This window comes from Caballeronia sp. M23-90 (assembly GCF_053574605.1).
On record NZ_JBSIPA010000339.1, the window covers coordinates 1 to 7410 of the forward strand.

A 7410-nucleotide genomic window follows, 5' to 3' on the forward strand; every position below is an offset into this window, starting at 1 on the left:
TGCCGCCGCGGCTTGCCCAATATGGGATGCTTGCCGTAAATATCGTTTCACCCCTACAGTTCTACGTTGTTGCACTCCCTCTCGGCGCGAAACCGGAAATCTCAGCGCTCAGGAGAAGTATCGATGCGGCGAGAAACGCGCCAGATGCACGTACGCCCGCAAATTTGAAATGGGTGTTGAAAATCACGCTTTAGCTGTCCGTCTCAAAATAAACCGGACCCTACCTTAACATTTTGAGACGGCGGCGGAGATTGTGCAGGGTTTTGACGCGGTCCTGAGGCGAGCGGTGCCGAAAAAACAAGGGCCGCTCCGGTTGATGACCCGGAACGGCCCTGACGGTCAGACCCGCACGACGGCGGGCTGGCTCAAGCGATCTTCAGCGGATGCTCGCTTAGATAAACCCGCAGCGCGTTGTTCATGCGCGTCTGCCAGCCATCGCCCGTTGCGCGAAACGCTGCGATCACATCCGCGTCGTAACGGACGCTGACCTGCTCCTTCGGATGCTCTTTTGGCGGCCGCCCCATGCGGCGTTCTGCCATGTATTCGGGAAACGGGCGCAGCGCCTTGAATTCCTCGGCCGACAATTCATACGTGTCGGGATCGGCGGCGATACCGCGGTTGATTGCAGCCTCTTCTTCCGGCGTATTCCGGATCAATTTAACTTTGCTCATGGTCCTTGATCTCCCTGTTGTTCGCCCGGCGAAGGCTGATGACTCGAATGGCGCCGTCGCGCGGCGTGAATACCACGCAGTGAAGACGGCTCTCCAGCGGCCCGTACCCGACAAGCCGCTCTTCGCGATAGTCCCGCCTCGTATCCGCTTGAATACGCAGAGCATTCCAGTCGAGGCCCCCGGCGTCGGCTAGCGACAATCCATGCTTGCGCTGATTCGACGCGTCCTTTTCCAAATCAAACATCACGTACTGTTTCATTTATTGTAGATGCAAAAAGTCTGAAAGACAAGGTTGTTGCCGATGCGTGCGCCGCGCGATGGCAAAAAAAAACCGTTCCACGATGTGCGGAACGGTTCTCTATAACTTGCAGGCCAACTGTACCCGGTCGATGCTTTTGCCTGTCAAGCCCCTTCTTCCAGTACCAGCAGATTCTCGTGCGAAAAGCCCAGCGCCACGGGTTGTCCCCGTTCGGGCAAGCGTCGATTCGGGTCGTTGAAGACATCGAGTGAAATCACGGACTGGTCCACGCGCGTCCTGATGCGCACCACCGCGCCGAGGAAGTTCACCTCTTCCACGGTGGCCGCAAGCGTGTTGCGCCCGTTTGCCGGCGCTTCGAGCACGATGGCTTCGGGGCGCACCGCAAGCATGCGCTGCTTGCCGGTATCGCTGGAACTCAATGCATGCGAGGTCCGCAATTCCTGTCCGCCGACCACGATCCGGCCGCTCGCCGGGTCGACTACCTGCCCCGACAGCAGATTCAGCGTGCCGACAAACGACGCCACGAAGCGCGTGCGCGGAAAGTTATAGATCTCCGATGGCGTGCCGATCTGCTCGACCCGTCCTTCGTTCATGACGACGATCCGGTCCGATATCGACAGTGCCTCTTCCTGATCGTGCGTGACGAATATCGATGTAATGCCAAGCTCGCGCTGCAGGCTGCGAATATCCTCACGCAATGAGACGCGGATCTTGGCGTCGAGCGCGGAAAGCGGTTCGTCGAGCAACAGCACTTGCGGCTTGTTTGCGAGCGCCCGGGCAAGCGCCACGCGTTGCTGCTGGCCACCCGACAACTGCCACGGATATCGGTCCGCCAGCTTCGGCAACTTGATGAGCGCGAGCATCTCCTCCACGCGCGACTTGATCTCGGCTTGCGGGCGGCGCAAGACCTTCAGCCCGAACCCTATGTTGTCTGCCACCGTCATGTTCGGAAACAGCGCGTACGACTGGAACACCATGCCGACCTTGCGTTGCCGCGTGCGCAGGTAAGTGACGTCGCGGCCGCCGAGCTTGATCGTGCCTCGTGTCGGTGTTTCGAAGCCTGCGATCATGCGCAGCACCGTGGTCTTGCCGCAGCCCGACGGGCCAAGAAACGTGATGAACTCACCGCGCTCGATCTGCATGTCGAACTGATGCAGCACCGTGTTCGTGCCGAACGTCTTGCTGAGGTTTTCGATCTCGAGAAGTGCCATGACAAACCGACCTTTTAAGTTTTTTGTCCGGCGATGGAACGCGCCGAGCCGAAGACCTGGATAAGCCCCATCGAGGCCCACGTAATGGCAAACGCGATGATTGCAAGCGCGGATGGTTCATACGCGCGATTGGCGCCGATCAATTGCAGATAAGGACCGAACGCCGGACGATTCAGCAGGCTCGCGAGCGTGAACTCGCCGATGACCACCGCGAACGTCAGGAACGCGCCCGACAAGATTCCCGAGCGCACGTTCGGGAAGATGATCTTGAAGAGGATGGTGGGCCAGGTCGCACCAAGACATTCGGCGGCTTCGGTGAGAGAGCGGACATCGACGGCGCGCAGGCCAGCGTCGACGGAGCGGTACATGTAGGGCAAACACAGCGTGACGTATCCGCAAATCAGCAGGAAATCGGTTGCACGTTCGTTGCCGGTGAGCGGCAAGAAAGAACTGCTGTTGTAGACATGCAGGTAACCAAACACGATCACGATGGCCGGGATCACCAGCGGCAACAAGGTGATGAACTCGATCAGCGGACGCAGCTTCGGCAAGCGCAACTGGACCCAGTAAGCGGTCGGAACCACGAGCAGCACGCCGAGCACGATCGCAAATACGCCCATCAGGATGGAGTATCCGAACGATGCCTGGAAATGCGGGTCGGTAAGCACGACGCGGTAGGCGTCGAAGCTGTATTCGTTGCGCCGCATCTTCAGGCTGAACTCGATGGTCGCCAGCAGCGGCAGCAGGAAATACGCCGCGCCGATAACCATCGCGATCCACGCGCCCGCCCGGGTCTGCGCACGTACCTTGTTGTCGGGCGTGAGAGTGACTGTGGCGGCGGTGCTCATCGACGACCCCTTTCAGCGCGCGAGCGCAGCCAGATATACCCGCCGTTGGACAAGCCGGTGACCAGCACCATGCCGAGCGCAAGTGCGTAACCGAGGTTCTCGTTGTGCAGCACGTCGCCGCGAATCTGCGCATACAGCACGATCGGCACGATATTGAGCGAGCTTCCGGTCAACGCATAAGCGGTTGCGACCGCGCCGAACGCATTGGCGAACAACAGCAGCGTGGCGCCCAGCACGCTCGGCCAGAGCACGGGCAACGCCACGTACATCCAGTAATGGTAAGCACTGCCGCCAAGACAATCGCACGCCTCGCGCCATTCGCGCTTGAGGCCATCGAGTGCGGGGGTGATGATCAGAACCATCAGGGGAATCTGGAAATACAGATAGGTCAGCGTCAGGCCGGTGAAACTCAGGATGCTGAAGCCCGTGGAATAAAGGTTGATGCCCACGTACTTTTTCAGCAGCACCGTAACCAGTCCAACGCGTCCCAACGTGCAGATGAATGCAAACGCGAGCGGCACGCCCGCGAAGTTCGACGCCACGCCGGAGAACGTCATCAACGTGGGACGAATCCATACGGGCAACTTACCCTGCACCGCAGCCCATGCAAGCAGGAGCCCGAGAAAACCGCCACCCAACGCCGACGCCGCGCTGACCTTGAAGCTGATCCAGTAGGCGTCGAGTACGCTGGGTTGCAGCAGCTCGCGGAAGTTGGCGAGCGTGAAATGCCCCTGCGCGTCCTGGAACGCGCCGACCATCAGCCACGCAGTGGGCAGCAGCAGGAACAAGACTGCGAATGCGAAAAACGGCAGGACGCCAAGATAGTTCCACGCCGGCGACACACGTCGCGCCGCTTTCATGCCGGGACCCAGCGAGGGGTCCTCATGCACGGACATGGGCGCGGCGATCTTCGATGAAGTGCTCATGATGTCGCTCTGAACTGACAGGCCGCGCCGGGAAGACCATCCAAAGCGCGAACCGGAAGGACGGCCGGAACTCAGGTTGAACCCGAGGTCCAGAAGCGCCCGTGCATTGCATTACTTCACGTTGGCGCCGACCACCTGGTCCCACTGCTTCGTGATGAGCGCTTTCGAAGCATTCTGCTCGTCGAGCGTCGGAAACACGACGTTTTTGTAAGCCGATGGCGGCGGCAGCTTGGCAAGCAGCGCAGCCGGAATCTTCTTGTTGGCTTCGAGATCCTTGAAGCGGATTGGGTGGCAATAACCGGTGAGCCAGCCAAGCTGACCTTCATCGGAATAAAGGTATTCCATCCACAGCTTCGCTGCGTTCGGATGCGGTGCGTAGGCGCTGATCCCTTGCACATACACGCCCGCGACCACGCCTGTCTTCGGGACGACAACCGCGACCTTCGGATTGCCCTTCAAGGTATCGCGATCCGCCAGGGCGTTGTAGTCCCAGCGCACGATGATCGGCGTCGTGCCCTGCGCCAGCGACGCTGCCTTGCCGATCACCGGCACGAAGTTGCCGTTCTTGTTCATGCTGCCGAAGTAGCTCAAGCCTGCGGCGCCGGCCTTCGATGCATCGCCTTTCGCTTGCGACAATCCCGCTGCGTAGACGGCCTGGATGGCCTGGTTCGCCGAACGAGGATCGCCCGCGAGTGCAACGGCATTCTTGTAGTCCGACTTGAGCAGGTCCGGCCAGTCGGCGGGAACCTTGTCCATCATGTCGGTATTCACTTCAAACGAGAGTACGCCGTAATAGTCGCCGTACCAGTAGCCGTCCTTCTCCTTGGCCGAATCAGGAATCGATGCCCAGGTCGACACCTTGTAAGGCTGCAGCAAGCCGGCGGCTTGCGCGGTCGGTCCAAACGACAGACCCACGTCGATCACGTCGGGCGCTTGCGGCCCCGTGTTGCCCTTGTTCGCCTTGATGGCTTCGACTTCATCGCCTGAACCCGCATCGGGATTCAGCTCGTTGACCTGGATGCCGTACTTCGCCTTGAAGCCCGCGATCACCGCGCCATAACCGCACCAGTCGTGCGGCAACGCGATCGTCGTCAACTGCCCTTCTTTCTTCGCTGCCTCGATCAACGCCGCCGGCGGCGCCGCCACGGCATGGCCCGCGAGCGCGGTGAGCGTGGCGATGGCCGCCGTGATGGAGGCCTTGGCCGATGTCCTGCGAAAGGTCGAAGTCACTCGCAACCCGTCTTGATTCATGGTGTTTCCATCCTCTGCCTGACGTGCTTCGTTTTTGGAATGTTGCTGCAGCGTACCTGCTGCCTGAATCCGAAACTTGTTTGAATGCGCACACATTTGGCGCGCACGCGACTCTGGCGGCCAAATATTTAAGAACTATGACGACGGCTAAAAAGACAGTGATTCGAGACTGATTTCAGCACCGCAGGAAAACGCCTGGAGCGATCTGCAAGTGTGACGAAGAGACTAAGTTCAAATACCCAAATTCGCAAGTATCCAAAAAAATGCAACCTGAAAGTCATCGGTTCTTGTTAATCTTTCGGTTGGAGAGATGGGGGAAACCTTCTAGAAACAGCTCATTAATATTGGCGACATGCGGATGACACACGTTTTGTGGTCGCATGCCAGGGCACACGGCAATGTGCCCGACTTCAACGCTCAAGGAACGCCGCATGTGGCAGGAAGATCGTCATCAGAGAATTCGAGCGCTGCTTGCAACGCTCGAGCGCGTATCGACCGAGCGCATCATGGCCGAGCTCGGCGTGTCGCGCGAGACGGTCCGGCGCGACCTGGTGGATCTGGAAGCACTGGGTGAATTGAGGCGCGTGCACGGCGGCGTCACGCGGCCTGCTGACGAAGCGCCCATTGCCGAGCGCAGCCACACGCACGTCAAATCCAAGAACGCGATTGCGCGCGCGGCTACGGCGCTGGTCAGCAGCGGTCAGACGCTGTTCATAGATGCCGGCACGACTACCGCAATCCTTGCGGAAGAACTCGCAAAACTCGCCAACCTGACCATCATCACGAACTCTATCGACGTCGCGCAGAAGATGCGTTCGACCAGCGAAAAGACCGAGACGAGCAACGAGATCATCCTGCTCGGCGGCTCCCTCAGCGACCGTGCGTTCGCGACAGTAGGCGGCACGACGGTCGCCGAGATCATTCGATACCGCGCCGATATTGCGCTGCTTTCGCCGGTTGCGATCGATCATCGGCATGGCGCGACCAACTTCGATCACGCCGAGACCGAAGTCGCGCGCGCGATGGTCGCGCATGCCGATCGCGTGGTGATCCTGGCCGACTACAGCAAGATTGGCCAATGCAGCCGGATCGCGTTTTGCCCGATCAGCCGGGTAGATACCCTGATCACCAACAAGAAAGGCGCCGAGGGTCCCGCGCTGCTTTCATTGCGCAAGAAGCTGCCGCAAGTGATCCTTGCCTAGACGCTGTCGTTGCCATACGTTGCATCGAGTACGCGGCGTCGCAGCCGCGTCTCCCGCAAGGCGCCGGCGGCATCGAGCACCGGATAGGCCGTGGAGCAGAAGAGCGAGTTGAGCCGCTTCAGATCGCTGATGATGTCCAGGTGCAAGGCACTCGTTTCGATACTCCGCGCGCTCTGTCCCGCCAACCGGTCCAGATGCGCGTACGAATAGCTCCGCTCCAGGTCACGAAAGCGTTCTTTCTCCGCAAGCAGGCGCTCGGCGCTGCGCAGATCACTGTTCAGAAAAACGCTCAGTCCAAGCTGCAGGTTCAGGATCACGCGCGCATGCAGGTCCTCGAGCTCGCTCAGGCCTTCCGGCGAGAACGCCAGCCGATGCATGATCTTCTTCTCCTGAATATTCATCACCACCCGCTCGATGATGTCGCCCGCATGCTCCAGATTGATGGTTAGCGTGATGATGTCGGTCCATCGGCGGCTGTCGGCTTCGTCGAGCTGTTCGCGGGAAATCCGCGCCAGATACGTCTTCACCGCTGCGTACAACTGATCGACGTCGTCGTCCATGCGGATCGTCGTGCGCGCCTTGACCGGATCATTCGTGCGCACCAGGTCGAGCAGGTTATCGAGCATCGTGCGGATGATGTCGCCTATACGCAGCGCCTCGCGCGCCGAATTCGCCAGCGCGAGCGTAGGCGTGGAAAGCGCGACGGGATCGAGATAGAGCGGCCGCAACTCGGGATTCATATCCGGGCGGTCCGGCAGCAGCCGATAACACAAGCGCGCAACGTGCTCGACCAGCGGCATGCACGCAAGGCAACGCACGAGGTTATAGACGAGATGAAATGTGATCACCGACTCGCGCGGGTACGCGATCACCGCGCCAAGTCCCAACGCGATCCACGGTGCAAACGGCAGCACACGATAACACAAGCGCGCAACGTGCTCGACCAGCGGCATGCACGCAAGGCAACGCACGAGGTTATAGACGAGATGAAATGTGATCACCGACTCGCGCGGGTACGCGATCACCGCGCCAAGTCCCAACG

9 protein-coding genes are annotated in these 7410 nt (G+C 60.0%); 2 read left to right on the forward strand and 7 right to left on the reverse strand.

Annotated features, from left to right (window positions below):
• Positions 1-194: hypothetical protein (locus ACRXB1_RS25845; protein ID WP_449493657.1), on the forward strand; the 194-nt coding region annotated here is incomplete at its 5' end.
• Between the two features lie 171 nt (positions 195-365).
• Here ACRXB1_RS25845 and ACRXB1_RS25850 read toward each other — a convergent pair.
• The 6 genes from ACRXB1_RS25850 to ACRXB1_RS25875 all read right to left on the reverse strand — a co-directional run bounded on the left by ACRXB1_RS25850 (position 366) and on the right by ACRXB1_RS25875 (position 5166).
• On the reverse strand, positions 366-671 hold the full coding sequence (locus ACRXB1_RS25850) for a BrnA antitoxin family protein (RefSeq protein ID WP_062172368.1): 306 nt from the start codon (positions 669-671) through the stop codon (positions 366-368).
• Positions 658-930, reverse strand: a complete 273-nt coding sequence (locus ACRXB1_RS25855) for a BrnT family toxin (RefSeq protein ID WP_174362963.1) — start codon at positions 928-930, stop codon at positions 658-660. The genes ACRXB1_RS25850 and ACRXB1_RS25855 overlap by 14 nt, the downstream gene beginning before the upstream one ends.
• Before the next feature lie 143 nt (positions 931-1073).
• Positions 1074-2141 (reverse strand): ABC transporter ATP-binding protein, encoded by a 1068-nt coding sequence (locus tag ACRXB1_RS25860; RefSeq protein ID WP_062002636.1) that lies wholly within the window; start codon positions 2139-2141, stop codon positions 1074-1076.
• 14 nt (positions 2142-2155) lie between these two features.
• A complete protein-coding gene (locus tag ACRXB1_RS25865; RefSeq protein WP_062002635.1) occupies positions 2156-2989 on the reverse strand; it encodes an ABC transporter permease in 834 nt (277 codons plus the stop codon).
• Positions 2986-3849: an ABC transporter permease gene (locus ACRXB1_RS25870; RefSeq protein WP_119024685.1), complete on the reverse strand. Its 864-nt coding sequence runs from the start codon at positions 3847-3849 to the stop codon at positions 2986-2988. The genes ACRXB1_RS25865 and ACRXB1_RS25870 overlap by 4 nt, the downstream gene beginning before the upstream one ends.
• Before the next feature lie 177 nt (positions 3850-4026).
• Positions 4027-5166, reverse strand: coding sequence for an ABC transporter substrate-binding protein (locus tag ACRXB1_RS25875; RefSeq protein ID WP_082771554.1), 1140 nt, complete (start codon positions 5164-5166; stop codon positions 4027-4029).
• Positions 5167-5597: 431 nt separating this feature from the next.
• Between ACRXB1_RS25875 and ACRXB1_RS25880 the strand changes: the two genes are divergently transcribed.
• A complete protein-coding gene (locus ACRXB1_RS25880; RefSeq protein WP_062002634.1) occupies positions 5598-6368 on the forward strand; it encodes a DeoR/GlpR family DNA-binding transcription regulator in 771 nt (256 codons plus the stop codon).
• On the opposite strand, the gene ACRXB1_RS25885 is transcribed toward ACRXB1_RS25880, so the two are convergent.
• Positions 6365-7410: Na/Pi cotransporter family protein (locus ACRXB1_RS25885; RefSeq protein ID WP_449493658.1), on the reverse strand; the 1046-nt coding region annotated here is incomplete at its 5' end. The two genes, ACRXB1_RS25880 and ACRXB1_RS25885, sit on opposite strands and share 4 nt — an antisense overlap.